The following is a 25,930-nucleotide window of genomic DNA, read 5'->3' as shown; positions in this document are numbered from 1 at the left end:
CGAAATCCCGTGGACGGGCCCGGCGGGGCCCGCTAGCGTGCTCCTCATGCGCAGCCCGGAGTCCGACCAACGCAAGCCACCGGCCGTCCGGTGGCTTCCCGCACTGTCGAGGTGACCTCCCCCGACCGGTGATCCACCGGAGCGGGTGCCGGGTGTGCCCGGCGGGTGTTCCGGGTGCCGCCCACGGCCCATGCCGTCCTGCTTCTCTCGGTCGTGGCTGTGGAGTTTCCCCGTGCCCTTCGTTCTGTATCTCCTCGGACTGGCGGTCTTCGCCCAGGGAATGTCCGAGTTCATGCTCTCCGGTCTGATCCCGGACATCGCCCGGGACCTCGATGTCTCGATTCCCGCCGCCGCCTCGCTGACCTCGGCGTTCGCCGTCGGCATGGTGGTCGGGGCGCCCATGATGGCGTTGCTGGGCCGCCGTTGGTCCCGGCGGAACGCGCTCTTCGTCCTTCTGCTGGTCTTTCTGCTGGTGCATGTGGCCGGTGCGCTGACCACCAGCTATCCGCTGCTCCTGGCGACCAGGGTGATCGCCGCGCTCGCCAACGCGGGCTTCCTCGCGGTGGCGCTGTCGACCGCCGTGGCGCTGGCCCCGCCGGGCGCCACCGGGCGGGCCACCTCCGTCCTGCTCGGCGGGATCACCCTCTCCTGTGTGGTGGGCGTCCCCGGTGGCGCGCTGCTCGGGCAGCTGTGGGGGTGGCGCTCGGCGTTCTGGGCGGTGGCCCTGCTGTCGGCGCCCGCCCTGGTGGCGATCCTCCGCTGGGTCCCGGCGGGGGGCGGCGGGGGCCCCGCCGTCACCGGGGTACGCGGCGAGCTGACGGCGCTGGGCAGGCCGCGCCCCCTGACGCTGCTGCTGCTCGGCTCCCTGGTCAACGGCGCCACCTTCTGCGCCTTCACCTATCTGGCGCCCCTGGTCACCGAGGTGGCCGGGCTGGGCGGCGGCTGGGTCCCCGCCGTGCTGGCGCTCTTCGGCGCGGGCGCGTTCGCCGGTGTCTCGGTGGGTGGCCGACTCGCCGACCGTTACGGGGTACGCCCGCTGCTGGGGTGCGGCGCGGCGCTCCTCGCGGGGTGGGCGCTCCTCACCGCGGGCGCGGGCCACACCGCGGCGCTGCTCGTCCTCGCCCCCGTCCAGGGAGCGCTCTCGTTCGCGGTCGGCTCCGCCCTGATCTCGCGGGTGCTGTACGAGGCCCAGGGCGCGCCGGCCCTCGGCGGTGCGAGCGCGACCGCCGCCTTCAATGTCGGGGCGGCGCTGGGTCCCTGGCTCGGCGGGACGGCGATCGGGGCGGGGCTCGGCTATCGCGGCCCGGTCGGGGTGAGCGCCCTGCTGAGCGCGGTCGCCCTGGTGATCGCGGCGGTGGCGCTCGTACGGGCCCGTAGCGGTGTACGCGGGGACGCCGGTGAGACGGCCGGACGGTCCTGGGGACCCTCCTCCGACGATGCCCCGGGGAGATCGTCATCGGCCACCCCCCGGCCGTAACACGACTGCGGTGGCGTACTGGCCCGCTGTACAGTAAGCGGGCCTTCCTTGGGCAGCGGCGACCCGGTCGGGGGGCCGGGCCGCCCCTCGCCGGCGGCGGATTCCCCCGGCGGTGCCACCCCCGTATGCCGGGCCCCGGAGCACCGGGCCGGCCGGCGGCCAGGCTGAACCGCCCGGCCGGCGGGGACCGGGGCCGCATGCCCCGGTCCCCGCCGCCGGCCCGGGGTCAGCCGTCGAGCAGCGGGATCAACTGCTCCTCCTCGTACCGCAGATGCTCCTCCAGCTCGGCGGCGAGCCGGTCGACCTCGCGGGCCACGGTCGCCCGGTCGGACTCCCCGCCCAACAGGAGCCGCTGCACCTCGGCGAGGAGGGCGGCTATGTGGTCGTGCTCCTCCCGCAGCCGCTCCAGTACGGGGGCGAGCGCGGGATCCCGCTGGGCCAGCGCCGGGAACATCATCGTGTCCTCGCCCGTGTGGTGGTGGTGCAGCCCCTGGCAGAGGGTGAGGCAGTTGATCCTCAGCTGGGCGCCGAGACCGGGGCCGGAGGCGGCGATCTCCTTGCGGATCAGGTCGATCTCCCGGCGGAATCCATCATGGACGAGCCGCATGGCGGCGCTCATCGAGCCGGCGGCGAACCGGGGCGGTCCGGGGATCTCCTCCAGGGCGACGACGGGCAGGGTCCGGTCGGTCCGCGCCTGGTAGTCGGCCCACCCCTGGTCCGCCTCGACCGCGCGGGCGAAGGCGCGGTCGCGCTCCTCGCCGGTGAGGACGACGGCCTCGGCGTCATAGGTGAAGACCCCGGTCTCCACGGTCACCTGTGGGTGGGCGACGAGATTGTGGTACCAGGCGGGGTGCCGGGGCGCGCCCGCGGCCGAGGCGATGACCAGGGTCCGCCCGGCGCCGTCGGGCAGCATGCCGAGCGGGGTGGTGTGCGGGGCACCGGTCCGGGCGCCGGTGGTCGTGAGCAGCAGCAGTCGGGCGCCCTCGAAGGGGCCGCCGACCCGGCCGGCGTTGGCCCGGAACTCATCGATGACCTGCTGGTTGAAGTCGTGGGGCATACAAGGCTTTCTGTGAAAGGGCACGCCGAACAGCCGCCGGTGCGGCGGATGTACGCGAGCACGGGGAGAGGAGGGAGGACAGGCGCGGACGGCACGACGGCACGCACGCGGGCGTGAGAAGGGAACGGTGGATCGCGTCGGCCCATCGGGGAACGCGAAACAGGCGCGCTCTCGGCGCGCGAAGAAAAGAGAACGTCAGGCGGGGCTCGCACCCGCCCCGGAATCACTCCGAGGCCGGGAACCCTGCTCGCTTCTGGCCCAAGGCCGACCCGGCAGTCACGGGGAGGACTTTATACGGCCAGGTCACGGCCGTGCAATGGGTTCCCGGGCGCCACCCGTGCACCATGCTCGTGGCTCCGTACCGCACCGGTCGGTCCATGGACCCCGTACCGACGGGGCGCGGGCGGCGCGCGGGCCCGTCCCCGGACGCCTCCACACGCCCCCCGGGACAACGCGCCGACGGGAACCGGCAGTCGGCGCGATCCGGTCTGCTCTGGCGACGGCCCAAGGGGTTAGCGTGCGGCAGCACGCCGTACGACGGCGCTGTCCGGCACGGCGTGAGACGCCGCGCGGCGGGCCCCGAGGCCCTTGGAGGGCGGGATGAACGCGTGGACGGTACCCGGGTACACGGATTCCCGGGAGCTGGGCTCCGGCACGAGCGGACGGGTCGTCCTCGCCGTCCATGAGGCCACCGGGGTGCCGGTGGCGATCAAGTACCTCGCCGAACGGCTCCGCCGCGACCACTCCTTCGTCGTGGGGCTGAGATCGGAGGCCCGGCTGCTCGCCGCGCTGGGATCCCCCCATGTGGTGGGCCTGTACGAGTACGTGGAGTCGCCGGACGGCGCCGCCATCGTCATGGAGCTGGTGGACGGGGTGTCCCTGCGGGTCCTGCTGCGCGAGGAGGGCGCGACCGGCCCCGAGGCGGCGCTGGTGGTGCTCAAGGGGTCGCTCCTGGGGCTCTCGTCGGCCCATGGCGCGGGGGTGGTCCACCGCGACTACAAACCGGAGAATGTGCTGGTCCGCGCGGACGGCGTGTCGAAGCTCGCGGACTTCGGCATCGCGACGGGCCTCGGCGACGAGCCGGAGGTGGCGGGCACCCCCTCGTACATGGCCCCGGAGCAGTGGCAGGGTGCCGTCGCCTCCCCCACCGCCGATGTCTACGCGGCGACGGTGACCTTCTTCGAGTGTCTGACCGGCCACAAGCCCTACAGCGCGGGGAATCTGGCGGAGCTGGCGGTGGCGCACATGAGTGCGCCGGTCCCCGACGAGGAGGCGCCCGAGCCGCTGCGCCCGCTGATCGCACGCGGGCTGGCGAAGGACCCCGGGGACCGGCCGGCGAGCGCCTCGGTGTTCCTGGCCGAGCTGGAGGAGATCGCCCGGAGCGCGTATGGCGAGGCCTGGGAGGAGCGGGGACAGCACCGACTGGCCGCGCTGGTGGCCCTGTTCCCGCTGCTGCTGCCGTCGGCCGAGGGCCCTCGGCCGGGCGGTCCCGAGACGGCCACCACCGCGTTCGGGCGCCGGAAGGGTCCCCGGACGGGTCTGCGGGCCGCCGGGCCGGTCTCCCTCGCCGCCCGGTTCGCGGGCCGTGGCGCGGGGCGGGGGACCGCTCGTGGGACGGGGGCCATGGCGCCCGTCGCCGGGCGGTCGGCGCGGCGGGAGGCGCTCTGGACCGCCGGTTCCCTCTGTGCGGCGGCGGCCGCCGCCGCCGGACTTTTCGCCCTGATGGTCGCCGTCGAGCCGGACAGCACGGGCAGCGCCGGGGCGGCGGGACGATATCTGGCCACCACGAGCGCCGACCCGTCCGGCACTCCGACGGCGTCGCCGCCCGGGGAGCCCACCGTCACCCCGGGCGCCCGCCCCGGACGGTCGCCGGCCGCTTCGGACGCCGCCGCCGGGATCCGCACGCCCCGGGCGTCCGCCCCGGCCCCGGGCACACCGGCCGCAGGTGTCCCCAGCCGGTCGGGGCCCCCGGCGCCGACGCGTTCCCCCTCGGCGGGGCGCCCGGTGGACCCGCCACCCAGGACCACACCGCCGCCGACCCGGACCACACCGCCCTCGACCCCGCCGAAGCCGTCGCCGAGCGAGACGACCCCCGCGCCGTCCCGGGTGCGATCGGTGCAGATCTCCAGCCTCGAACAGACCTCCGGCTCCGGCCGGATCCCCGGCTCATCGGTCTCGGTGACCTTCGAGGTGACCACGGACGGAACCGGTCCGGTCACCCTGGTGCTGACCTGGTACAGCGGCGATGTCCCGGGCGAGCTGGGCGAGGCGGACACGGTGGAGACCCTCAGCCGCAGCGGGGCACGGACGTACACGGTCACCGTGCCGCATGTGTACACGGGCGACGGCTGCTATCTGGCGGTGGTGGCCTCGGCCGCTCCCGCGCCCTCGGGCGGGGAGACCTCGGGGCAGATCCTCGATCGGAGGTGCGCTTCCCATGACGAGTCCCAGACCCCCTCATGAGCGCTGCCCGGACCTCGCGGACGGCGGTGACGACAGCGCGACCGCACTGGGCAGCCACTGGTTCGAACGACCGGCCGGCCGGCCCCCGGGGGCGGAGCACCCGACCCTGGTCCAGGGCGGCGACCCCGATGACGCGGTCCCCGACCGGGTGGAGGGGGAGGTCCGGCGGTTCGGCCCGGGGGTGACCGTCCCCACCGGGCCCCCGCAGGACGCGGGGACCACGGCGGTCGGAGTGTGGCGGGACGGCCCGCCGCCCGGTGAGCCGCGCCACCGCAGGGGCGGGCGGCTGCGCGGGCTGCGGCGCTACGCCCTGGCGGCCGTGGTGCTGCTGACCGTACTGGCCCTGCTGGCCTGGCAGCGCTACGGACGGTCGATCGAGGTCGAGGCGGTCTCGGCCCGCTCCGGCAACGGGACGCTGGGGTGCGAGCAGACGGCGAGCGTGGTCGGCACCGTGGCCACCAATGGGCGGCCGGGGACCCTGGTCTATCGCTGGATCCGCAGCGACGGCACCTCCTCGGGGCTGCTGCGGGAGCGGCTGGGGCGGGGGCAGGAGCGGGCGACCCTGCGGATGCTGTGGTCGTTCACGGGCCGGGGGGACCACCGGGCCCGTGCGGAGCTGCGGATCGTCTCGCCGTCGTCGCACCGGGGCGAGGCCCGGTTCGTCTACCGCTGTCCCTAGGTCGTCTCCTTGGCCCGGTCCTCCTCGCTGCCCCAGTCCCCGTCGCCGTCCCCGGCCCCGCTCCCGGCGGGGTCGAGGACCCTGCGGAGGAAGTTCCGCGTCCGTTCCTGGCGGGGGGCGCCGATCATGCGGGCCGCCGGGCCCTCCTCCACCACCACGCCCTCGTCCATGAAGACGACCCGGTCCGCGACCTCCCGGGCGAAGGCCATCTCATGGGTGACGACCATCATCGTCATCCCGTCGTCGGCCAGCCCCCGCATCACCCCCAGCACCTCGCCCACGAGTTCGGGGTCGAGCGCGGAGGTCGGCTCGTCGAAGAGCATCACCTCGGGCCCCATCGACAGCGCGCGGGCGATGGCCACCCGCTGCTGCTGACCGCCGGAGAGCTGGGCGGGGTAGGCATCGGCACGGTCGGCGAGCCCGACCCGCTCCAGGTTCTCCCGGGCGACGGCGCGCGCCTGCTCCCGGCCGCGCCCGAGGACCCGCCGCTGCGGGAGGGTGAGGTTCCCGGCCACATCGAGGTGCGGGAAGAGATGGAACTGCTGGAAGACCATGCCGATCCGGCGGCGGGCGGCGTCGATGTCGACCTCCGGGTCGGTGATCTCCGTACCGCCGACCACGACCCGGCCGCTGCTGGGTTCCTCCAGCAGATTCACACAGCGCAGCAGGGTGGACTTGCCAGAGCCCGAGGGGCCGATCACACAGACGACCTCGCCGGGCGCCACCTCCAGATCGATACCGCGCAGCACCTGGCGGTCCCCGAAGGACTTGTGCACCCCCTGGACCGAGATCCCTGCTCCCTGCGGCGGCGTTGCGCTCGACGCCATGGGACGCCCTCCTTCGTCAGCGGTCCCCGGGCCGGGCGGCGCGGGCCTCCAGGCGGCGCACCACCAGCCCGAGCGGCACCGTCACCAGCAGATAGCAGACCCCGGCGACCAGGATGGGGGTCGAGTTCGCGGTCTGGCCCGCCAGGTCACGGCCGAATTTGGTCAGCTCGCGCTCGTTCAGGGTGACCCCCAGGAAGAGCACCAGCGAGGAGTCCTTGAAGAGCAGGACGAGTTCATTGGTGAGCGGCGGTACGACGATCCGGAACGCCTGCGGAATGATCACCGAGACCATCGCCCGGGGATAGGAGAAGCCGAGCGAACGGGCCGCCTCCAGCTGTCCCCGGGGCACCGCCTGGATGCCGGCCCGAAAGGTCTCGGCCATGTACGCGGCGGCGACCAGACCGAGGCCGAGGGCGACCTTCCCGTACGTACCCCCGGGTATCTCGGTGCCCGGGAAGGCGAGCGGGACCGCGACCCCCACAAAGATGAAGATCAGCAGTGCGGGGAGCCCCCGGAAGAACTCGATGTAGACGATGGCGGCCCAGCGGTAGGGGGCGACGGAGGAGAGCCGCATCAGGGCGACGACCAGGCCGAGGACCAGCCCGAGGGCGAAGCCGGAGAGGGTGTAGAGCACGGTGTTGCGCAGGGCGACGGTAAGGATCTCCGGGAACAGCTGCCCGACCAGCTCCCCCTGGGCGAACTGCTCCGCCAGCCTCCCCCAGTCGGCGAGGAGGCCCACCGCCGCGACGGCCGCGGCGAGGACCGCGTACTGGATGCCCCGGACCGCCCGGCGGCGCTGCCGGCGGGTGAGCCGACGGCCCGCGGGGCGCGCGGCCGGACCGGGCGGCGGGGAGATCACCCCTGGTCCTGGGGGAGCGGTCCGATCCACTGCTCGTAGATCCGGTTGTAGCCGCCGTCGGCCCGGGACTCCTTGATGACCTTGTCGATGGCGGCGCGCAGCTTGTCGTTCCCCTTCTTCACGGAGATTCCGTACTGCTCGCCGGTCTGGATGTGCTCACCGAGCCGGAAGGCCTGGGCGTTGGCGGGGTCCTTGAGCCAGCTCTGGACGACGGGGTAGTCGATGACGACGGCGTCGACCTGTCCGGTGCGCAGTCCGTTGAGCACCGCGTCGGAGCTCTCGAAGGCGACCGGGTCGAAGCCCTGCTCCTTGGCGTGGCTCTCGCCGGTGGTCCCGCTCTGCGCGCCCAGGGTGCGCTTGCCCGTCTTCACCCCGGCCAGGGAGGTGACCTTGCTCTTCGCCGTGGCCAGCAGGGCCTGGGTGGCGTCGAAGTACGGGACGGAGAAGTCGACGTTCTTCTTCCGCTCGTCGGTGATGGTCATGCCGGCGGCGGCGAGATCGCACTCTCCGGAGTTGAGGAAGGCACCGGTCTTGAAGTTCTCGAACGGTGTGTCGACGATCTTCTGCTTGACGCCCAGCTCCTTGGCCACCCGGTCGATCAGGGCCACATCGAAGCCGACGACCTTGCCGTCCCGTTCGAACTGGAACGGCGGGTAGGGCAGATGGGTACAGGTGGTGAGGGTGCCCTTGGCCACCAGGGGGACCCCGCCGGAGGTGGTCTCCCCCTCGTCGTCCGAGGCGCAGGCGGTGGCGGTCAGCAGCGCCCCCGCCGCCAGCGCGGCGAGGGCCGCCGTGCGCCCGCGGTGGTGGTGCGATGGCGTGGTCGCCGTGGTGCGGTGCGGTGCTGTGGTCCGTCTGACGCGTGCTGTTGCCTTCCCGAACACGTACGACCTCCATCGAAGGGGGTGGAGCGCGGGCAGGCGGTCATCGGTGCGCGACCGTCCGTCGGAGATCGTAGGCAGCGCGCCCGCCCATGACGGGGCTGTTCACGAGGCGTTCACACGCGGGGCGACGGGGAGGACGGCGGGTGGATCGCCTACGCTGAGGGAGATCAGGGGCCGGTCCGGGGCCGAGCCGGGGAGCAAAGGGGGGCGGATGGGACAGCGTGTGTGCCCCCGTATCGTCGCCGCGGTCTCGCCGGTGCTGCTGGGTGTGTGGAGCGTGGTGCTCCTGCTGACCGGTTCCGGTCCGGTGTCGGCGGGCCAGGTGGCCGCCCCGGTGTCGGTGGTCCCGGCGGCTCCCGTGCGGAGCGAGTCCGTGCAGCGCTCCACCACCGCCCGGCCGGAGATCCGGCGCGCGCCGACGGCGCCGACCGCCGTGGTCGCGACGGACCGGGAGCGGAGCGGCCCGGCCCACTCCCTCTCCCCCGAGCTGGCGGCGCCGGTGGCGTTCGCCGCTCCGCCGGTGCTCGGCGGGCGGATCGCAGCCCAGCCGCGCCAGGGCAGGGCGCCGCCCCAGCCGGCCCATGAGCCCCGGCAGTCCCGGGCACCACCCCACTCCACGAGCAGCTGACGTTCTGACGCGTCCGCCGCCCGTCGCCCCGGCATGTCCGCGGGCGCCGGCGGCCGGGACGCGCTGTCTCCCCTTCCTTCGCGCCGGCCCGTCCACGGGCGGTCCGCGCGGCTGCTCCTGGAGTGCACCCATGTCCTCCCGTGCCACCTTCTGGCGCGCGCTGTTCGCGCTCGCCGTCATCGCCGTCTCCTTCACCGTCGCCCTGCTCGTCCCACCCCGGCTGGGACTCGATCTGCGCGGCGGCACCCGTATCGTCCTGGAGACCCGGGACTCCCCCACCGTCCGCGCCGACGCGGCCGCCACCGACCGGACCCTGGAGGTGCTGCGGCAGCGGGTCGACGCCCTCGGGGTCGCCGAGCCCACGCTCGCCCGCTCCGGGGAGCGCCGGATCGTCGTGGAACTGCCCGGGGTGCGCGACCCCCGGGAGGCCGCCGAGGTGATCGGCCGGACCGCCCAGCTCACCTTCCATCCGGTGGCGGGGGTGACCGATGGACCCCGCTCCGGCCCCGGGCGGGACGGCTCACAGGTGCTGCCCGACCCCGACGCGCCGGGGAGTTTTCTGCGGCTCGGGCCGACCGCGCTGACCGGCGAGGGGGTCAAGGGCGCCGAGGCGATACTCGACACCCAGTCGGGCCGGGGGTGGACGGTCGATCTGTCCTTCCGGAACAACGGCGAGGAGTGGGCCGCCCTCACCGGCGAGGCGGCCTGTGCCCCGCCCGGCGACCCGGCCCGCCGGGTGGCGATCGTCCTCGACGGCGCCGTGGTCTCCGCACCCGGGATGGAGTCCTCGGTGGCCTGCGGAACGGGCATCCCGGGCGGCTCCGCGCAGATCACCGGCTCCTTCTCGGCCGATGAGGCACGCGATCTGGCGGCGCTGGTCGAGGGCGGGGCGCTGCCGGTGCCGGTGACCACCGTCGAGCAGTCCGTCGTCGGCCCCACCCTGGGCAAGGAGGCGATCAAGGCCAGCGCCTGGGCCGCGGTGATCGGCCTGGCCTGCACCGGCGCGTTCATCATCGCCGTCTACCGGCTGGTCGGGGCGCTCGCCACGGTGGCGCTGCTGCTGTACGGAGTGATCTCGTACGCCGCGATCCTCGCCCTCGGGGCGACGCTCACCCTGCCGGGTCTGGCCGGCTTCGTCCTGGCTATCGGGATCGCCGTGGACGCCAATGTGCTGGCGTTCGAACGGGCCCGGGAGGAGTACGCCCGGTCCGCCTTCCGCTCCACCGATCTGCGCCGGCCGCTGCGGACCGGTTTCCGGCAGTCCTGGAGCGCGGTCACCGACTCGCATGTGACCACCCTGCTCGCGGCGGGGCTGCTGTTCGTCTTCGCGACCGGCCCGGTCAAGGGGTTCGGGATCACCCTCTCCGTCGGTGTGCTGGCCTCGCTGGTGTCGGCGATGGTGATCACCCCGCTGCTCGCGGAGTGGGCGGTGCGCCGGGGCGCGATCCGGCGGCGGCCGGCCTGGACCGGGCTGACCGTACGCGGACGGGTGCGCACCCTGCTGGAGCGGCGGCCCCCGAGGCTGATGCGGTACCGCCGCCGCTGGCTCGGGATCTGTCTGGGTCTGGTGCTGCTCGCACTCGGCGGGATCGCCGGGCGGGGGCTGGAGTTCGGCGTGGAGTTCACCGGCGGGCGGCAGATCCACTACGCCGCCGAGCGTCCGGTGGACGCGGACCGGGCCCGGCAGGCGGTGGCGGACGCGGGCTTCCCCCGGGCCGTGGTCCAGGCCGACGGCGAGCACGGGGTGACGGTCCGCACCGGTGAGCTGAGCAACGCGGAGCAGGAGACCATCCGTACGGCGCTGGGGAAGACGGTGGGCGAGGTCACCGTGGAGCGGGACGAGAAGATCGGCCCGAGCCTCGGCGCCGAGCTGCGCCGGCATGCGCTGATCGCGCTGGGCGTCGCGGTCGCCGCCCAGCTGCTCTATCTGACGGTGCGGTTCCGCTGGACCCTGGCGGTGGCCGCCGTGGTGGCGATGGTGCAGGACGTGCTGCTGGTGGTGGGTTTGTTCGCCTGGCTGGGCAAGCCGGTGGACAGTGTCTTCCTCGCGGCGCTGCTGACGGTGGTGGGCTACTCGGTCAATGACACGGTGGTGGTCCTGGACCGGCTGCGGGAGCTGCGGCGGATGTCGCCGCGCGGAGAGTGGCCGGAGCTGGCGGACCTGGCGGTGGCGCAGACCCTGCCCCGGACGGTGAACACCGGGATGGGGGCGCTCTTCGTCCTGGTGGCCCTCGCGGTGCTGGGCGGGGACTCGCTGGCGGACTTCTCGCTGGCGCTGCTGACCGGGGTGGTGGTGGGAATCGCGTCGACGATCTTCACCGCGATGCCGCTGGCGGTGGGGCTCCAGCTGCGCCACCCGGAGAAGCCCCGGGCCGCGCGGCCACCGCGTACGGGGACGGGCGCGGTGGTCTGATCCCCGGCGGTCCCCGGGGCGGCGCCGACCCCGCGCCGCTCCGGGGACCGGGGGACGGCCGCCCGGTGGGGCCCGGTGGGGTTCAGCCCGCCGGTGCGACCCGGAAGACCAGTTCGGGGCGTTCCCAGGTGATCTTGGGGAGCACCGCCGGGGAGGTGCCGACGCGCTCGGCGCCCACGCTGCGGTAGAAGCCCTCGGACGGCGGGTGCGAGACCACCCGGACCTCGGTGATTCCTGCGGTACGGGCCTCGCCGAGCATATGGCCGATGAGCCGGCGGCCGATGCCGAGGCCCTGGGCGTGGTCGGCGACGAACATCAGATCCAGCTCGGGCGGGCTGAGGACCAGGGAGTAGAAGCCGAGCAGGGTGTCCTGGGCGTCGACCGCCAGGAAGACGGGGTGGGTCGCCAGATACGCGGGGTCCACGCGGTAGCCGGCGACCATCGGCGCGTAGGCCCCTCGGTAGGCGCTCGCGCCCTGGACCATGGCGGTGAGCCGCTCGCCGTCCCGGGCGGCGGCCCGGATGATCCGTATCTCCTCCGGCAGGACCGGACCGTCACCACCTGTCATATGTGCACTCATGGATTGAGTATTACATCGCCCACTGTCGAGCCTGGCGGTCCAGGGTCGACAGTGGGCGGTATGAGGTGGTTCAGCGGGATACGGGAGGCTCCCGGGGGCGGTCAGGGCTACGGGTGGTCAGGGCTACGGGTGGTCAGGGGCGCCAGTACCCCAGGGCGTTGACCCGCTCCTTGGGCAGCCCCAGCTCCTTGCGGGCGTGCCCGGCGAGGGAGCGGGTGGTCACGGTGTCACAGGCGATCCAGAGATACGGGTCGCCGTCCCCCGCCAGCAGGGCGGGCAGGGCGGAGGTGACCTCGGCGACCAGATGGCGCCCGCCGTCCCGGCGCGGGATCCTGCGCACCTCGTGGCAGGCGGGGTCGGCACGGAGCGGCAGCGCGTCGTCCGCCGGGTCCGGGGTCTCGAACCACACGGTGGCGGGGACCCCGGGGAAGGCGTCGAGCAGGGAGTTGAGGGCGGGGAGCGAAGCGGGGTCGGCGACGGCGAACAGCCGCCCCGGCGGCGGCTCGGGGGCGCTGAAGCCAGTGCCCTGGAGGGTGGCGTCGACGGTGTCGCCCGGCCGGGCGGTGCGCGACCAGTCGCTGGCCGGGCCGTCGTGCAGGGCGAACTCCAGGGCGAAGGTCCCGGCGACCGGGTCGGCGTCGACCAGGGTGTACGCGCGCTGATGGGGCCTGCCCGCGTTGGGGAACCAGACCCGTACCCACATCGTGGGGTGGACGCCGGTCTGGGCCAGCATCCCGCCGTCGGTGAGATGGACACGCCGGAAGTTCTCGCCGACCTGCTCCGCACCGGTCACGGTGAAGGTGAAGTCCTTGCCCCGCATCAGTTTGAGGACGACGCCCTCCCAGCCATGGCCCATCGCCGTTGCCTCCTCGTATATCGCGGTCGCTCCCGGCTTCTCCGGGTTTGCCCACCGAACACCTGTGCATTAATTTAGGCCAGCCTAACCTAAAGCGAAATTGACACGCGTCAGTCATGGGCGGGGAGAGCTCTGTGAACTTCAAGGTCTACCGGGACGACTGGGGCATCCCCCATCTCCGGGCCAGCGGTGCGGAGGAACTCGCCTTCGCCCAGGGGTACAACGCCGCCGTCGACCGGGCCTGGCAGATCGAGGTCGACCGCCATCGCTCCCAGGGCACCTCCGCCTCCTTCCTCGGCGAATCCGCCGTCGACTGGGACCGCTTCGCCCGCCAGGCACGGCTCGACGACACCGCGCGGCGCTGCTTCGAACGACTGGATCCCGCCACCGCCGCCTGGGTCACCCGCTATGCGGAGGGCGTCGACGCGGGGCTCGCCGAAGGGGCCGCCCGCGCGCCGCAGTTCGCGGCGACCGGCCTCACCCCCGACCCCTGGCGGCCCTGGAGCCCGCTGGGCATCTGGCTCACGGCCCATATCCTCTTCGCCGGCTTCCCCACCAAGTTCTGGCGGGACGAGGTGGGCCGGGTCCTCGGCGACGATCTGATCGGCCTCTTCGCCACCGACGCGGGCGGCTCGGGCAGCAACGGCTGGCTGGTGACCGGGGAGCGCACCGCGAGCGGTGCCGCCCTGATCGCGGGCGATCCGCACCGGATCATCGAGGACCCGGGCGTCTACCAGCAGATCCGACTCGCCTGCGACGAGTTCGACGTGGTGGGCCTGGCGATGCCCGGAGTACCCGGTATCGCCCACTTCGGCCATGCCGGCCCGGTGGCCTGGGCGATCACCAACGCCATGGCCGACTACCAGGACCTGTACCGGGAGCGGCTGCGCACCACCGCGACGGGGGTGGAGGCGCTGGGCCCCGACGGCTGGCGGCCGGCCACCGCGCACACCGAGACCATCGAGGTCGCGGGGGGCGACCCGGTGACGGTCGGGATCGTGGAGACCGAGCGGGGCCCGGTGATCATGGGCGGCCCCGGCGACCCCGAGAGCTACAGCCTGCGCACCCCGCCCCGGGTCACCGGGGAGCTGGGGTTCGACGTCCTGCCCGCGCTGCTGCGCGCCAGGACCGTCGCGGACATCGACCGCGCCGTGGACCGCTGGGTGGAGCCGGTCAATGTCGTCCAGGCCGCCGACACCTCGGGCGGGGTGCTCCACCGGGTGGCGGGCCGGGTCCCGCTGCGGCACCCGGACAACCGGATGCGCCCGGTCGACGCCTGGGCACCCGGCCACACCTGGCAGGGCTGGCACGAGCCGCCGCGACGGGAGGTGGACGGGGTGGCCGTGATGGCCAATGAGCGAGGCCTCGCCGCGCCGCTGGGCGCCGAGTTCGCCCCCGCGCACCGGGCCGAGCGCATCCGCGCACTCCTCGGCGAGCATCAGGACTGGTCCGCCCCGGCGATGTCCCCCATCCACATGGACACCCGGCTGGACTCCGCCGGGCCCCTGCTGGCGCTGGTCGCCGGGCTCGACGGGCTGAGCGGACCGGCCGCCGCGCTGCGGGACCGGCTCCTCGCATGGGACCGCCGGATGGACGCGGAGAGCGCCGACGCCGCCCGGTACGCACAGGTGCGCTCGGCCGTGGCCCGGATCCTGGGCTCCGACCCCGTCCTGGCGCCGCTGGCCGAACGGATCGCCGCCACCGGCCACCCCCGGGAGCTGCGGCCCTGGCTCGCCTTCCTCCCCCGGGTCGGCTTCGCCCTGGAGGGGCTGCTGACCACCGGGGCCCTGCCGGAGCTGGACCGGGCCGGTGCGGCCCGTACCGCACTGGAGGAGGTCGCCGCCGAAGCCACCGACGAAGGCACCGACGGGAGGCCCGATGCCGACGTGTCCGGCGGGGGCGGCGGGCCGGAGGCCGTCTGGGGCGACACCCACCGGCTCGCCCCCTGGCAGGCGCTGCCCGGGAAGGAGGCCGAGGCATGGCCCGGACTCTCCGGCGACCAGGACTGCGTCCTCTCCACCAGCAGCGTGCCCGGCGTGACCGATCTGAGCTGGCGCGGCCCTGCCGCCCGCTACGTCTGGGACCTCGCCGACCGCGACCGGAGCCTCTGGGTGGTGCCGTTCGGCGCCTCCGGGGCCGAGGGCGACCCGCACCGCCGCGATCAGCTGCCGCTCTGGCTGACCGGTGGGCTCATCCCCGTACTCACCGACTGGAACAGACTCACCGAGGAGAACCGTGTCCGTTGATTCCCCCGTGCGCACCCGTACGGCCGTGCACGAGCAGACCGTCGAAGGTTTCGGCACCGTCCGCATCGTGCCGCTGGACCCCGCCGCCGACGCCGAACTGGTCCATGGCTGGGTCTCCGAGGAGCGCGCCCGCTACTGGGGGATGGTGGGGCACACCGTCGACCAGGTACAGGAGATCTACGCCTATGTGGACTCCCTCAGCACCCACCACGCCTTTCTCGCCCTGCGGGACGGGGTACCGGTGGCGCTCTTCCAGACCTATGACCCCGCGGCCGACCCGGTCGGCGAGTGCTACGAGGTGCAGCCGGGCGACTTTGGTGTCCATCTGCTGATCGGGGCCTCGGGCGGGGAGGCCGAGCGCGGGTTCACCGGCGGTCTGCTCCAGGCGTTCATCGGGTTCGTCCTCACCGACCCCTCGGTCCAGCGGATCGTCGCCGAGCCCGACACCCGCAACGAGCGGGCGCTGGCCCGGCTGGTCCGGGCCGGCTTCGAGCTGGGCCCGGAGATCGACAAGCCGGAGAAGCGGGCCCGGCTCGCCTTCCTCCAGCGGGCGGCCCTGGAGGGCCGGGGCTGATCCCGTGCCGCGCCCGACGGCCGCCGTCCCCGCACCGGGGCGGCGGCCGTCCCTTTCACCCGGAACAACGGCTGCCCCCTTTGCCCGGAACAGCGGCGCCTCCCCACCCGTGCCGACGGCCCTTCGGCGTGACCGGGGCATATGCCCCGGCGTGTCGTACACCAGTCCCTCCTTCGGACAGCCGTCAGGAGCGCCGGCCGCCCTCCGCGCCGGGGACACCCGGCCCGACCGGGGCGTCCCGGGCGGGCCGCTCCGGCGTGTCGCACCACCACGAGCTGGGCGGGGACACCTTTCCCCCGGCCGGCCCGGCGGAGCACCCGGGTGCTCCGCACGCCCTCCCGGGACACCACCGTCACCGTCGGCACCTCCGGAAGCACCGTCAGGGGGAGTCGATTCCACGCCATTCGCACACCCTTCAGGGGGGTCATCCACCCCGGGCGGGTCACTGGCCGGTTCATGACGCATCACCCTCTCGGGTCCGCCCGGTCACCGGGGCAACGCCGGTCCTCCGCCGACCCACCGGGAAGGGCCGGCGCGGCACCCCGCACCACGGCCCCGCGCCCTGGCCCGCCCCTCCCCCGAAGCGACACCGGCGCAGCTCACCCGGGGCGCCCGACCGGTCCGGCCCGCTCGGCGGCCCCACCCGTACCCACGGCACCGGACCCCTCCGGTCCCCTCGCCCGACACCGCTCCCTCCGGCGCGCCCCGGGTGTCCGGGAGCGCCGCGCCGAGGCGTATCCTGTACCCAACAGCCCACGGTATGGCCGGAATTCAGCGCATCAGAATGCGCGCCGACGACATATGACTCGGGCACCACCGTATCGAGTGTCGCCGAATCGCTTACAGCCCCTGGCTCCCTGTGCAAGAGTCGTCACGGCCCCTTGCTCAGACCGTGTCTCAGACCTGGCCTCGGCCACGCCTGTATCGGAGTACGACATGCCGTCCCATGTGTTCGCGGACCCCTCCGCCTCACAGCCTCCCGAGCGCGGCACCGTCGACGCTCTGATCAGCCGGACCCGCCTGCTGCGCGGCGATATGGACGCCGTACGACAGGACACCGCCCTGGACGAGGACGACCCACGCCTCCGCTGGCAGCGCGCCCTGTGCGATCTGGCCGTCCATCAACTCGACGACCTCGGCGCCCATCTGGACCAGCTCCGGGAGGGGCTGCCGGGGCCCGACGGCCCACCCGCGCACCCCGCCGGCGGAGGATCCGCCCCGGGCGAGGGGGACCGCGACGGTGTGGACGCCCTCGCCCCGTACGACACGCGCGGTGGTACCCGCCACGCCGAGGGCCCCGGCCTGTCCGACCCCTTCGGCACGCCCGACCCCTTCGGCGCGCCGGGCGCGTTCGTCCCCTCGCAGGCCTACGCGGCCGAGCTGGCCCCGTACGAGGCGGACAGCGCCCAGCGCCCCGGCTCGCTGCTCAGCCGGGTGGGCAGCGCCGAGTGGAACCTCCTCACCGACGAGGTGAGCTGGTCCGAGGAGCTGTACCAGATCCTCGGGCGCTCCCCGCTCAGCGGGCCCATGACCCTGGACGAGCTGCCGTCGGTGGTCTTCGCCGAGGACCAGCCGCTGCTCACCGCGCTGGTGACGGGCTGTCTGGTGGACGGGCGCCCCATCGACGGCGAGTTCCGGATGGTGCGGCCCGACGGCCGGGTGCGCACCGTCCATATGACGGGCGAACCCGTCCTGGACGCGGACGGCTCCACCGCCGCCATGTGGGCGGTCTTCCGGGATGTGAGCGAGCTGCGCCGCAGTGAGCGCGCGGTCCGGGAGAGCCGGGACTCGCTCCGCCGCCACCGGTACGCCGAGCGCACCGAGCACCGGCTCGCGGTGGAACTCCAGGAAGCGGTACTCCCGTTCGGCCCCGGCTCCTTCCCACTGCCCGACGACGGCAGCGGCGGGCTCGATGTCGCCGGCCACTACTTCCCCTCCGGGAACAGCGCCCTGGTCGGCGGCGACTGGTACGACGCCTTCCCGCTGCCGGGCGGCTCCACCCTGCTCGGGGTCGGCGATCTCACCGGCCATGGGGTCACCGCCACCTCGGCGATGGCCGTACTGCTCGGCGCCATCCGGGGGATGGGACTCGCGGGTGTGGCACCCGGGGCGCTGCTGGGCCATCTCAACCAGGTGCTGGAGACCTCGGCACAGCCCACCCTGGGCAGTGCGGTCTGCTGCCGTTTCGACCCGGAGAGCCGCACCCTCTCCTGGGCGCAGGCGGGCCACCCCGCCCCGCTGCTCTTCCGCGGCGGGACGGGACGGCCGCTGACCCCGCCCGAGGGGGTGCTGCTCGGTGCCGGGCCCGCCAGCCGCTACGAGCAGGCGGACACCACCCTCCTCCCGGGCGATCTGCTGATCCTGCACACCGACGCACTGGGCCGGACCGGGCCCGCCGAGGGCTCCCTCTCCACCGCCGGGCGACTGCTGGCGCTGGCACCGCGCTTCGCGGCGGCCCGGGACGCGCAGGAGTGTCTGCGCGCGGTGGTGGAGACCTTCGGCGGCGAGGACCGCGAGGACGACGCCTGTGTGCTGGTCGCACGGGTGGAGTACTGACCTCTCGTGCGGGAGACCTCTCGTGCGGGGGGTCAGATCTCCGCGTTCCTGGCCCTGAGCGAGGGGCTGTTGGGCAGGGCCAGCCGGATCTCGCGGCGCAGCTCCTCGATCCGGCCGAAGCCCGAGAACTCGCCGGTGAGGCGGTACATCTCGCGCAGCCGGTCCCAGGTCCGATGGGAGGAGGTCTCCCCCATGGAGACCAGGGCCAGCCGGGCGTACCGGTCGGCCTGTTCGGGGTCGTCGGCGATGAAGCTGGCCGAGGCCATGGAGATGTAGTCGAAGATCTTGGAGCGCTGACGTCCGCCCTCCCGCAGCTCCAGCGCCTTGCGGGCATGGCCCTGGGCGATGGAGGCGGCGGTGGGATCGTGCTCGGCGAGGGTGCGATAGGCGAGCGCCTCCATGCCGTGCAGATCCGCCTCGTCGAACATCTGCATCCAGCTCGGCGGCGGCACATCGCCCTTGTCGGAGACGAACAGCTCCTCCGCCTTGCCGAGGGTGCGGCGGACGGCCTGGCCCTGACCCATGGACGCCTGGGCCCAGGCCTCGATGGTGAAGAGCATCGCCCGGGTGCGCGGCAGGGTCTCGTCGCCCGATCCCGACTGGGCGAGTTTCATCAGATCGAGTGCGTCGTCGGGGCGGCCCAGGTGGACCATCTGCCGGGCGGCCCGGGAGAGGGCCTCGCCGGCGCGGGGCCGGTCGCCGCCCTCACGGGCCGCGTGGGCGGCGATGACGAAGTACTTCTGGGCGGTGGGCTCCAGGCCGATGTCATGGGACATCCAGCCCGCGAGGACCGCGAGATTGGCGGCGACCCCCCACAGCCGGCGCTGGAGGTGGTCGGGGTGGCGATAGGAGAGCATGCCGCCCACCTCGTTGAGCTGTCCCACCACGGCCTTGCGCTGGAGACCGCCGCCCCGGGAGGCGTCCCAGGCGCGGAAGACCTCGACCGAGCGCTCCAGGGCTTCGATCTCCTGGGACCCGATGGGAGCGGCCTCGTAGCGGTCGTACCCGGCGGGGTCGGCGTGCAGGGGGTTCTCGGAGTAGGGGGCGTCCTGGGCGAGGGCGGGGTCGGTGTTCAGCCAGTCGTGCATGGCGCTGCTGAGCGATGATCCCGCGGCGAGCGCGGCGCCCGCGCCCACCAAGCCGCGTCGGTTGAGCATGAGGTCCATTCCCGTGAATTCGGTGAGGACCGCGGCCGTTCGGCCGGGTGGCATCGGCAGGCCGTCAGGGTCACCGGCGCCCTGCGCCTCCTTCCGTCTGCCGGCCCGCCCGTTCCGTACGAATCCGAGATCCTCGATGGTCACGACACGGCCGAGGCGCTCGGTGAACAGGGCGGCCAGCACCCGGGGCACGGGATCGCGGGGGGTCTCCCCCATGTCGATCCAGCGCCTCACCCGCGAGGTGTCCGTCGCCAGCTGGGGGTGGCCCATGGCCGCCGCCTGCCGGTTCACCAGTCTCGCGAGTTCGCCCTTGGACCAGCCGGCCAGGCCGAACAGGTCGCACAGACGGGTGTTGGGTACTCCGGTCACGTCAAGCCCCCAGGTTCTCGGCTGAGTTGACAGTAGCCCCCTGTCAGGGGGGTGGCGACTATTCGCCAGGGTTCGCCAGGGTTCGCCAGATGGTGTGCCACCCGCCTTCTGGTGTGACGTAGGAACGCGTCGTTCCCGTCCCGGCGTCCCTCGCATTCCCCAGGGTGCGCCGGGCCGCCGGGACGGGACGGCCCATGCACATCCGTCGGCGCACGAAGGGATCTGTCACCCCCATGTACACAGCATCGTCCTCCGTGTCCGCCCCGTACCGGCCACGGCGTCCGGTCACCGCGGCCGGGGCCGGACCGTACGGGGATCCGGTGGGCGCCGCCCGGCCGCGGCGGGCGTTCGCGTCCCCCGGCGCGCCCCTGAGCGGGAGAATCGACCTGTCGGGCGCCCAGGGCACACAGCTGCGCATGGCGGTCGCCTCGGTGCACCGGATCTGCCCGGAGTTCCATCCGGTCCAGGTGCTGCGCCGGAGCGGCCGGTCCGTGCTGATCGTCGGGACAACGGGGCGCACCACCGCGGTCGCCAAGTGTCTGCTGGACCGTTCCTCCGTATGGGTGGAGCGGTTCCGGCACGAAATAGCGGTCTACCGGACCTTCGTCCGGCAGCGGCCCCCGGTCCGCGCGCCCCGGCTGATCGCCGCGGACCCGGAGAACTGCACCCTGGTGATCGAGCGGATGCCGGGCCGTCCGGCGGCGCTCTCCCGGCATCCGGCGGAGGCCCCGCCGCGGGCGGACTCGACCGCCGTACTCGCCGCGATCACCCGGCTGAACAGCTGGCGGCCCCCGGGCGAGATGTTCGACCGGCCGCTGGACTACGCCTCCCGGATCACGCGCTACCACGAGCTGGGCCTCTTCACCGACCGTGATCTGGGGGACCTCCAGAAGCTGTTGCACGGTCTGGCGCAGTCGGGCGGACGCCAGGGCATCGGCCAGTTCTGCCACGGTGACGCGCTCCTCTCCAATGTGCTGCTCTCGCCGGCCGGTCCGGTGCTGGTGGACTGGGAGCACGCCGGGTGGTACCTGCCGGGGTACGACCTGGCGACGCTGTGGACGGTGCTCGGGGACGCCCCGGCGGCGCGCCGGAGGGTCAGTCAGGCGGCGCAGCTGGCCGGTCCGGACGCGCGGGACGCCTTTCTGGTGAATCTGATGCTGGTGTTGACCCGTGAGATCCGTACCTATGAGACGGCGGTGCAGCGCACCATGCGGGAGGCGGCGCCCTCGGGGCCGGTCGCCCTGTCGTCCAGTGGTCTGTCGGCGGGTGAGGAGCAGCGGCTGCTCCTGCGGCGGCTGCACGACGACTGCGCGCTGGCCCGCCGGGCGGTACGGGCGGCGGTGGGCACCCGCTAGAACCACGGGAGCCAGGTCTACGAGGAACGGAGCCGCGAGGAACAGCGCCGCGAGGAGGGGAGAGGCGCCGAGCGTCCGGGACGACCGGGCGCCCGGCGCTTCCGTGTGCGCCGAGCGGCCGGACCTCTCCGGTACGCGGTCCGGTGTCCGGTTCCGGTACGCGGTCCGGTGTGCGGTTCCGGATACGGCCGAAAGAAGCGGTCGGGCGGGGCGTACCGGCACGGCCTGATTGACGGCGGGGTCCGGGGGTGGATATGCGTGAGGTCCCGTGCCCTGGGCGCGGGTTCCCCCCGTACCCCGTCCGCCGCAGGAGGCCGCTGTGCCCGCTCCGTTTCGCGTACGAACACCTCTTCGCGCACGTACACCGTCCGGGGCGGTTCCGTCCCGGGTGAGGTCGCTTCCGCGCCGGGCGGGGACGGGGGCGGCGGTGGTGGCGCTGCTGCTGCCGCTGCTGGCGGCCGAACCGGGGGTCGCCGACGCGGGGCCGCCGGGGCGGTCCGATTCGCTGGTACGGGCGTTCTCCGCCGCCTCGGCGGAGTACCGGGTGCCGCGTTCGGTACTGCTCGGGGTCGCCTATCTCCAGTCCCGCTGGGACGGGCACGGGGGCGCGCCCAGTGTCTCCGGCGGGTACGGGCCGATGCATCTCACCGACGCACGGACGGCGCTGGCGCGGTCGGCGCGCCATCACGGTGCGGCGGGGCACGGTCCGGGCGAGGACCGGCGGGGTGACGACCGGCGGCCGTTGCCCGCCGCCGCCCGGGCGGAGCGAGCCCCGGTGGCGGGCCGGGTACCGGCACGGCTGCGGACCCTGGAGCGGGCGGCGCGGCTCTCGGGCATCGGCGCGGAGCGGCTCCGCGCCGACCCCGCCGCCAATGTCCGGGGCGGGGCGGCGCTGCTGGCCGACGCCCAGCGCAGGCTCGGCCGTCCGGCGGGCGGCTCCCCGGCCGCGTGGTACGGGGCGGTGGCGCTGTACTCCGGGGCCGGGGAGCGGACGGCCGCGCGGGCCTACGCGGACGAGGTCTTTTCGGTGATCCGCTCGGGCATGGCGCGGACCACGGACAGCGGGGCGCGGATCACGCTGGCGGCGGATCCGTCGGCGGTCCCCCCGCGCGGAGAGCGGGCCGGGGCGGGGCCACGGGCGCGGCGCGCGGACGGTGACGACGGTTCGGGCACGGCCGGTGTTCCCGAGTGTCCCCGCACGGTGTCGTGCGAGTGGCTTCCGGCCCCGTACCAGGAGTTGCCGGGCGGTGGGTACGGCAACCACGACAAGGCGGACCGCCCCGCATCGCAGCGGGTGCGGTACATCGTGGTCCATGACACCGAGGCCACCTGGGAGACCACCCTGCGGCTGGTGCGGAATCCGGCGTATGTGTCGTGGCAGTACAGCCTGCGGGCGTCGGACGGGCATATCGCCCAGCATGTGCCGCTGAAGGATGTGGCCTGGCACGCGGGGAACTGGTTCGTCAACGCGCACGCGATCGGGCTGGAGCACGAGGGCTTCCTGGCGGACCCGGACGCCTGGTACACGGAGGCGATGTACCGGTCGTCGGCGCGGCTGGTGCGTCATCTCGCGCACCGGTACGACGTCCCGCTGGACCGGCAGCACATCCTGGGGCACGACAATGTCCCGGGGACGACTCCGGCGACGATCCGGGGCATGCACACCGACCCGGGTCCGTACTGGGACTGGGCGCACTACTTCGAGCTGCTGGGGCGGCCGTTCGAGGCGACGGCGGGGCCGCGGGCGCGGGCGGTGACCATCCGTCCCGAGTACCCGGTCCATCAGCCGGTGTACACGGGGTGCGTGAAGCCGGGTGAGGTGTGCGCGCCGCACGGTTCGGGCGCGGTCCGGCTGCACACGGCACCCTCGGACGGGGCGCCGCTGGTCCGGGACATCGGGCTGCGGCCGGACGGCGGGGAGTCCACGACCCAGGTGAACGACACGGGGGCGCGGGCGTCGACGGGGCAGCGGTACGCGGTGGCCGAGCGGCGGGGCGACTGGACGGCCGTGTGGTACCTGGGGCAGAAGGCGTGGTTCCACAACCCGGCCGACCGGCCGACGGCGGTGGGGTCGCGGGCGTTGCTGCTGACACCGCGTCCGGGTCTCGCGGAGGTGCCGGTGTACGGGAGGGCCTATCCGGAGCCCGCGGCGTATCCGGAGGGGGTGCCGGTCCAGCCGCTGGCACCGCTGCCGTACACCCTGGCGGCGGGACAGCGGTATGTCGCGGGTGATCTGCTGCCCGGGGAGTACTTGTTCGCCAAGACCTTCGATCCCTCGGGCCATCGGGTGGTGCGCGGCGAGGAGCTGTACTACCAGGTGCAGTTCGGCCATCGGGTGGCGTTCGTGAAGGCGTCCGACGTGCGGCCGGTGCGCTGATCCCGGCGGGCCGCCGGTTCCCCGACGGGTTCCCGGCCGGGTTCCCGACCGGCGGCCCATTCATCATTTCGGATGACTGTCGCGGTGTTCGCCTACCGCACCGAAGTGACGGTTCATGCTGGGCGGATCACCTCCCTCCCCGGCCCGGAAGGTCCCGCACGCCATGGCCCAGCCCTTTGTCCTCCCCGACTTCTATGTGCCGTACCCGGCACGGCTCAACCCCCATGTCGAAACGGCCCGTTCGCACACCCGTGAGTGGGCGCGGAGCATGGGCATGCTGGAGGGTTCGGGCATCTGGGAGGAGCACGATCTCGACGCCCACGACTACGCCCTGCTCTGCGGCTACACCCACCCGGACTGCGACGCCGAGGTACTGAACCTCATCACCGACTGGTACACCTGGGTCTTCTTCTTCGACGACCACTTCCTGGAGCTGTTCAAGCGCACCCATGACCGCGAGGGCGGCAAGAGGTACCTGGACCGGCTGCCCGCCTTCATGCCCCGGGATCCGCTGCGCCGGACACCCCGTCCGGCCAACCCCGTCGAGGCGGGGCTGGCCGATCTGTGGACCCGTACGGTTCCGGCCATGTCCCCGGCGTGGCGGGCGCGGTTCACCGTATCCACCCGCAATCTGCTCAACGAGTCCCTGTGGGAGCTGTCCAACATCAACGAGGGGCGGATCGCCAACCCCGTCGAATACATCGAGATGCGCCGCAAGGTCGGCGGCGCCCCCTGGTCGGCCCAGCTGGTGGAGTGCGCGGTGGGGGCGGAGGTGCCAGACGCGGTGGCCGCCTCCCGGCCGCTGCGGGTGCTCACCGACACCTTCGCCGACGCGGTGCATCTGCGGAACGACCTCTTCTCCTACCAGCGGGAGGTGGAGGACGAGGGCGAGCTGAGCAATGGCGTCCTGGTCCTGGAGACCTTCCTGGACTGCACCACCCAGGAGGCCGCCGAGACCGTGAACGACCTGCTGACCTCCCGGCTCCAGCAGTTCGAGAACACCGCCCTCACCGAGGTCCCCGCGCTCTGTCTGGAGCTGGGGCTGCCGCCCGCCGACTGTGCCGCCGTCGCGCTCTATGTGAAGGGGCTCCAGGACTGGCAGTCCGGCGGCCATGAGTGGCATCTGCGCTCCAGCCGCTATATGAACGAGGGACCGGCCGGGGGGCTCCCGCTGACCGCTGGTGTACCTCTGGCCGGTGGCGTACCCCTGACCGGTGGGCTGATCGGCACCACCGCGCTGGACATCCGCAATCTCCTCGGCCGCCCGGCCCGGCAGCGGCTGCGCACCCTCACCCATGTGCCCCACCGGCCGGTCGGCCCCTCGCTCCTGCCGGAGTTCGACCTGCCCTTCCCGCTCACCCTCAGCCCGCACCACCGGGACGCGCGGGAGAAGTCGGTGGAGTGGGCCGGCCGGATGGGACTGCTCACCGATATCTGGGACGAAACGATGCTGCGCGGCTTCGACCTCGCCCTCTGCTCGGCGGGGCTCGACCCGGACGCCACCCCCGAGGAGCTGGAGCTGAGCGCCGAATGGCTCACCTGGGGGACCTACGGCGACGACTACTACCCGTTCGCCTTCGGCCGCCCCCGCAATCAGGCCGGCGCCCGGCTCTGCCATGAACGGCTGCTGGCCTGCATCCCCGTGGACGAGCCCGCCCTCGGGCGGCTCGCGGCCGCCTCCCCGCTGGAGCGGTCACTGGCCGATCTCTGGGCCCGTACGGCCGAGCCGATGGCGGCGGGCGCCCGGCGGCAGCTCGCCTCGGCGATCGAGGTGATGCTGGAGAGCTGGCGCTGGGAGCTGCACAACCAGGCGCAGCACCGGATCCCCGACCCGGTGGACTATCTGGAGATGCGCCGCACCACCTTCGGTTCGGAGCTGACGATGCTGCTCGCCCGGCTGCGGCACGCGGCGCGGCTCCCCGCCGCCGTGCTGGACAGCGGGACGGTACGGAGTCTGGAGCGCTCCGCGCAGGACTACTGCGTCCTGCTCAACGACCTCTTCTCGTACCAGAAGGAGATCGAGGCCGAGGGCGAGGTGCACAACGCGGTCCTGGTCGTCCGGACCTTCTTCGACTGCGACTACCCCTCCGGTGTCGCCGTCGTGGACGATCTGATGCGGGGCCGGCTGCGGCAGTTCCTCCATGTGCGGGACCATGAACTGCCCGTACTCTGCGCGGACTTCGGCCTGGACCAGGCGCAGCGGGCGGCGTTGGACGCGTATGTCCGGGAGATCGAGGACTGGCATGCGGGCATCCTCAACTGGCACCGGCGGACCAGACGGTACGGGGCGGACGAGCTGGCGACCGGGGCGGGTACGCCGCTGCTGCGCGGCCCCCGGGGGCTCGGCACCTCCGCCGCCCGGCTCGCCTCCGGGGGACGGCCCGCCGCAGAGGGACGGCTCACCCCGGCCGGCTGACCCGGTCCCCACGCGTCCCCCGAGCGTGCCCAGGGACATGGAACGGGGGTGCGCCCGGTGAACCGGGCGCCCCCCCCCCCCCCCGTGGGGGAGGCGCCAGAGGGCAAGGGTAAGGCGGCCGCCGCGGGGAGAGACACAAATAAAAAAACCTGAGTGT

The 25,930-nt window shown here is 73.7% G+C and carries 18 protein-coding genes; 11 read left to right on the top strand and 7 right to left on the bottom strand.

The genetic code is table 11. The annotated features are described in order from the left end of the window. Nucleotides 1–232: 232 nt before the first annotated feature. Nucleotides 233–1,477, top strand: a complete 1,245-nt coding sequence (locus ABT354_RS25765; RefSeq protein WP_351497862.1) for a Cmx/CmrA family chloramphenicol efflux MFS transporter — start codon at nucleotides 233–235, stop codon at nucleotides 1,475–1,477. A gap of 226 nt (nucleotides 1,478–1,703) precedes the next feature. Here the strand turns inward: ABT354_RS25765 and ABT354_RS25760 are convergent, their stop codons facing one another. Next, entirely contained in the window at nucleotides 1,704–2,534 is an 831-nt protein-coding gene (locus ABT354_RS25760; RefSeq protein ID WP_351497860.1) for a nitroreductase/quinone reductase family protein, read from the bottom strand. 600 nt (nucleotides 2,535–3,134) lie between these two features. On the opposite strand from ABT354_RS25760, the gene ABT354_RS25755 reads away from it, so the two are divergent. Together ABT354_RS25755 and ABT354_RS25750 are read left to right on the top strand one after the other, a co-directional pair. After that, a complete protein-coding gene (locus ABT354_RS25755) occupies nucleotides 3,135–4,997 on the top strand; it encodes a serine/threonine-protein kinase (protein WP_351497858.1) in 1,863 nt (620 codons plus the stop codon). Continuing rightward, nucleotides 4,972–5,676, top strand: coding sequence for a hypothetical protein (locus tag ABT354_RS25750; protein WP_351497856.1), 705 nt, complete (start codon nucleotides 4,972–4,974; stop codon nucleotides 5,674–5,676). Before ABT354_RS25755 ends, ABT354_RS25750 begins: the two co-directional genes overlap by 26 nt. Here the strand turns inward: ABT354_RS25750 and ABT354_RS25745 are convergent. Genes ABT354_RS25745 through ABT354_RS25735 form a run of 3 tightly spaced genes read right to left on the bottom strand, consistent with a single transcriptional unit; the run spans nucleotide 5,673 to nucleotide 8,138 of the window. Then, nucleotides 5,673–6,503 carry an amino acid ABC transporter ATP-binding protein gene (locus ABT354_RS25745; protein WP_351497854.1) on the bottom strand — a complete coding sequence of 277 codons (831 nt, stop codon included), beginning with the start codon at nucleotides 6,501–6,503 and terminating at the stop codon, nucleotides 5,673–5,675. The two genes, ABT354_RS25750 and ABT354_RS25745, sit on opposite strands and share 4 nt — an antisense overlap. Before the next feature lie 16 nt (nucleotides 6,504–6,519). After that, nucleotides 6,520–7,362, bottom strand: a complete 843-nt coding sequence (locus tag ABT354_RS25740) for an amino acid ABC transporter permease (protein WP_351497852.1) — start codon at nucleotides 7,360–7,362, stop codon at nucleotides 6,520–6,522. Beyond that, a complete protein-coding gene (locus ABT354_RS25735) occupies nucleotides 7,359–8,138 on the bottom strand; it encodes an ABC transporter substrate-binding protein (RefSeq protein ID WP_502983502.1) in 780 nt (259 codons plus the stop codon). The genes ABT354_RS25740 and ABT354_RS25735 overlap by 4 nt, the downstream gene beginning before the upstream one ends. Before the next feature lie 319 nt (nucleotides 8,139–8,457). Here ABT354_RS25735 and ABT354_RS25730 point away from each other — a divergent pair, with 319 nt between their 5' ends. Beyond that, the gene (locus ABT354_RS25730) at nucleotides 8,458–8,874 is read left to right on the top strand and encodes a hypothetical protein (RefSeq protein ID WP_351497850.1); all 417 of its coding nucleotides are present in this window, start codon (nucleotides 8,458–8,460) and stop codon (nucleotides 8,872–8,874) included. Between the two features lie 130 nt (nucleotides 8,875–9,004). After that, nucleotides 9,005–11,287 (top strand): protein translocase subunit SecD, encoded by a 2,283-nt coding sequence (gene secD, locus ABT354_RS25725; protein WP_351497848.1) that lies wholly within the window; start codon nucleotides 9,005–9,007, stop codon nucleotides 11,285–11,287. An 82-nt stretch (nucleotides 11,288–11,369) separates the two neighbouring features. Here the strand turns inward: secD and ABT354_RS25720 are convergent, their stop codons facing one another. Next, nucleotides 11,370–11,867, bottom strand: coding sequence for a GNAT family N-acetyltransferase (locus ABT354_RS25720; RefSeq protein ID WP_351497846.1), 498 nt, complete (start codon nucleotides 11,865–11,867; stop codon nucleotides 11,370–11,372). 133 nt (nucleotides 11,868–12,000) lie between these two features. Further along, on the bottom strand, nucleotides 12,001–12,723 hold the full coding sequence (locus ABT354_RS25715; protein WP_351497844.1) for a siderophore-interacting protein: 723 nt from the start codon (nucleotides 12,721–12,723) through the stop codon (nucleotides 12,001–12,003). Nucleotides 12,724–12,857: 134 nt separating this feature from the next. Between ABT354_RS25715 and ABT354_RS25710 the strand changes: the two genes are divergently transcribed. From ABT354_RS25710 to ABT354_RS25700, 3 genes are all read left to right on the top strand, one after another. Further along, nucleotides 12,858–14,969 (top strand): penicillin acylase family protein, encoded by a 2,112-nt coding sequence (locus ABT354_RS25710; RefSeq protein ID WP_351497842.1) that lies wholly within the window; start codon nucleotides 12,858–12,860, stop codon nucleotides 14,967–14,969. Further along, nucleotides 14,959–15,543 (top strand): GNAT family N-acetyltransferase, encoded by a 585-nt coding sequence (locus ABT354_RS25705; protein ID WP_351497840.1) that lies wholly within the window; start codon nucleotides 14,959–14,961, stop codon nucleotides 15,541–15,543. The genes ABT354_RS25710 and ABT354_RS25705 overlap by 11 nt, the downstream gene beginning before the upstream one ends. Nucleotides 15,544–16,479: 936 nt before the next feature. Next, nucleotides 16,480–18,099: a PP2C family protein-serine/threonine phosphatase gene (locus tag ABT354_RS25700; RefSeq protein WP_351497838.1), complete on the top strand. Its 1,620-nt coding sequence runs from the start codon at nucleotides 16,480–16,482 to the stop codon at nucleotides 18,097–18,099. A gap of 32 nt (nucleotides 18,100–18,131) precedes the next feature. Here ABT354_RS25700 and ABT354_RS25695 read toward each other — a convergent pair whose 3' ends face one another. Then, on the bottom strand, nucleotides 18,132–19,625 hold the full coding sequence (locus ABT354_RS25695) for a DNA-binding protein NsdB (protein ID WP_351497836.1): 1,494 nt from the start codon (nucleotides 19,623–19,625) through the stop codon (nucleotides 18,132–18,134). A gap of 233 nt (nucleotides 19,626–19,858) precedes the next feature. On the opposite strand from ABT354_RS25695, the gene ABT354_RS25690 reads away from it, so the two are divergent. The 3 genes from ABT354_RS25690 (at nucleotide 19,859) to ABT354_RS25680 (ending at nucleotide 25,773) form a co-directional block, all read left to right on the top strand. Next, on the top strand, nucleotides 19,859–20,980 hold the full coding sequence (locus ABT354_RS25690) for an aminoglycoside phosphotransferase family protein (RefSeq protein WP_351497834.1): 1,122 nt from the start codon (nucleotides 19,859–19,861) through the stop codon (nucleotides 20,978–20,980). Between the two features lie 388 nt (nucleotides 20,981–21,368). Further along, entirely contained in the window at nucleotides 21,369–23,357 is a 1,989-nt protein-coding gene (locus ABT354_RS25685) for an N-acetylmuramoyl-L-alanine amidase (RefSeq protein WP_351497832.1), read from the top strand. A 163-nt stretch (nucleotides 23,358–23,520) separates the two neighbouring features. Next, nucleotides 23,521–25,773 (top strand): terpene synthase family protein, encoded by a 2,253-nt coding sequence (locus ABT354_RS25680; RefSeq protein WP_351497830.1) that lies wholly within the window; start codon nucleotides 23,521–23,523, stop codon nucleotides 25,771–25,773. The last annotated feature ends 157 nt before the right edge of the window (nucleotides 25,774–25,930 follow it).

It is taken from the genome of Streptomyces sp. NPDC000594 (genome assembly GCF_040299965.1).
Taxonomy (GTDB): Bacteria; Actinomycetota; Actinomycetes; order Streptomycetales; family Streptomycetaceae; genus Streptomyces.
This window is presented reverse-complemented; position numbering and strand designations above follow the sequence as displayed.

Coding starts and splice junctions, on each gene's coding strand:
- ABT354_RS25680 (WP_351497830.1), top strand. CDS start 23,521: ATGGCCCAGCCCTTTGTCCTCCCCGACTTCTATGTGCCGTACCCGGCA.
- ABT354_RS25700 (WP_351497838.1), top strand. CDS start 16,480: ATGCCGTCCCATGTGTTCGCGGACCCCTCCGCCTCACAGCCTCCCGAG.
- ABT354_RS25755 (WP_351497858.1), top strand. CDS start 3,135: ATGAACGCGTGGACGGTACCCGGGTACACGGATTCCCGGGAGCTGGGC.
- ABT354_RS25745 (WP_351497854.1), bottom strand. CDS start 6,503: ATGGCGTCGAGCGCAACGCCGCCGCAGGGAGCAGGGATCTCGGTCCAG.
- ABT354_RS25760 (WP_351497860.1), bottom strand. CDS start 2,534: ATGCCCCACGACTTCAACCAGCAGGTCATCGATGAGTTCCGGGCCAAC.
- ABT354_RS25730 (WP_351497850.1), top strand. CDS start 8,458: ATGGGACAGCGTGTGTGCCCCCGTATCGTCGCCGCGGTCTCGCCGGTG.
- ABT354_RS25715 (WP_351497844.1), bottom strand. CDS start 12,723: ATGGGCCATGGCTGGGAGGGCGTCGTCCTCAAACTGATGCGGGGCAAG.
- ABT354_RS25720 (WP_351497846.1), bottom strand. CDS start 11,867: ATGAGTGCACATATGACAGGTGGTGACGGTCCGGTCCTGCCGGAGGAG.
- secD (WP_351497848.1), top strand. CDS start 9,005: ATGTCCTCCCGTGCCACCTTCTGGCGCGCGCTGTTCGCGCTCGCCGTC.
- ABT354_RS25690 (WP_351497834.1), top strand. CDS start 19,859: ATGTACACAGCATCGTCCTCCGTGTCCGCCCCGTACCGGCCACGGCGT.
- ABT354_RS25750 (WP_351497856.1), top strand. CDS start 4,972: ATGACGAGTCCCAGACCCCCTCATGAGCGCTGCCCGGACCTCGCGGAC.